Raw genomic sequence first — 1,706 nt, 5'->3', positions numbered from 1 at the left:
CTGGCGCTGATCAAGCGCGGCGCGCTGCTGTTCGCCATCCTCAACCCCTACAACAGCCGCGACCACGTGGCGGCCTACGCCGCGGCCGGGGTGAACGCCTTCGCCATGGAGTTCATGCCGCGCATCACCCGCGCCCAGGTCATGGACGTGCTGTCCTCSCAGGCCAACCTCGCCGGCTACAAGGCGGTGGTCGATGCGGCCAGCGAGTACGGCCGGGCCTACCCGATGATGATGACCGCGGCGGGCACGGTGCCGCCGGCCCGCGCCTTCATCATGGGCGTCGGCGTCGCCGGGCTGCAGGCCATCGCCACGGCCAAGCGGCTGGGCGCCATCGTCTCGGCGACCGACGTGCGCCCGGCGGTCAAGGAGCAGGTGCAGTCGCTGGGCGGCAGCTTCGTCGCGGTGGAGAACGACGAGTTCAAGCAGGCCGAGACGGCGGGCGGCTACGCCAAGGAGATGTCCGACGACTACAAGCGCCAGCAGGCGGCGCTGGTGGCCGAGCACATCAAGAAGCAGGACATCGTCATCACCACGGCGCTGATCCCCGGSCGCAAGGCGCCGATCCTGGTGACGCGCGAGCATGTGGCGTCGATGAAGCCGGGCTCGGTGCTGATCGAAGCGCCTCGCTGCTCTACGCCAAGAACCTCCTCGCGCTGCTGCAGTCGCTGCACGACAAGGAGAAGGGCATTGCATTGAACTGGGACGACGAGATCGTGAAGGCCATCGCGCTCACCCGCGATGGGCAGGTCGTCCATCCCGCCTTCGCGGACACGGTCCGCGAAGTCCAGACCGTCTGAGGAGGCGGCTTCCATGGAACATCCCGATCCCGCGAGCCAGATTGAGGCCTTTCGCCACTCGCTCCTCACCCTGACCAACCAGACGGCTGAGCTTCAGGTCCAGGGGACGCGGCGAGCCACGGCAACTTCTTCATCACCGGCCTGACGGTGTTCGTGCTGGCCTGCTTCGTCGGCTACTACGTGGTGTGGCGGGTGACGCCGGCGCTGCACTCGCCGCTRATGGCGGTGACCAACGCGGTGTCCTCGGTGATCATCGTCGGCGCCCTGATCGCCGCYGGCCCGGCCGGGTTCGGCTTCTCCAAGATCATGGGCTTCCTCGCGGTCATCCTGGCCAGCGTCAACATCTTCGGCGGCTTCCTGGTCACCCAGCGCATGCTGTCGATGTTCAAGAAGAAGGGCAAGTAACCATGGAAACCCTGTCCGCCCTTCTCTATCTGGTCGCCTCGGTCTGCTTCATCATGGCSCTGCGCGGCCTGTCCAGCCCGGAGACCTCCCGCCAGGGCAACTTCTTCGGCATGGCCGGCATGACCATCGCCGTGCTGACCACGCTGGCCCTGCCCATCGTCCAGTCCTACTGGATGATCGTGCTCGGCATCGCCATCGGCGGCGGCATCGGCTACGTCATCGCCAAGAAGATCGAGATGACCGCGCTGCCGCAGCTCGTCGCCGCCTTCCACTCGCTGGTCGGTCTGGCCGCGGTGTTCGTGGCGCTCTCGGCCTTCTACTCGCCCGAGGCCTACGGCATCGGCGTSCCCGGCGCCATCGCCAAGGGCTCGCTGGTCGAGATGGCGCTGGGCACCGCCATCGGCGCCATCACCTTCACCGGCTCGATCGTCGCGTTTGCCAAGCTGCAGGGCCTGGTCACCGGCAAGCCGCTGGTCTTCCCCTTCCAGCACCACCTCAACGCCG

General features: G+C 67.3%; 1 protein-coding gene and 2 pseudogenes. All 3 read left to right on the top strand.

The annotated features are described in order from the left end of the window. Positions 1-797 (top strand): annotated as a pseudogene (locus AC1DVI_RS32405) (Rossmann-fold NAD(P)-binding domain-containing protein); the annotation flags it as partial. Positions 798-905: 108 nt separating this feature from the next. After that, positions 906-1,202 (top strand): annotated as a pseudogene (locus AC1DVI_RS32400) (proton-translocating transhydrogenase family protein); the annotation flags it as partial. 2 nt (positions 1,203-1,204) lie between these two features. Beyond that, on the top strand, positions 1,205-1,706 hold a 502-nt coding region (locus tag AC1DVI_RS32395), incomplete at its 3' end, for an NAD(P)(+) transhydrogenase (Re/Si-specific) subunit beta (RefSeq protein ID WP_476961474.1).

It is taken from the genome of Azospirillum sp. P4_B5 (genome assembly GCF_056402275.1).
Note: the sequence above shows the minus strand (reverse complement) of the source record. Positions and strands in the feature narration are given on the sequence as shown.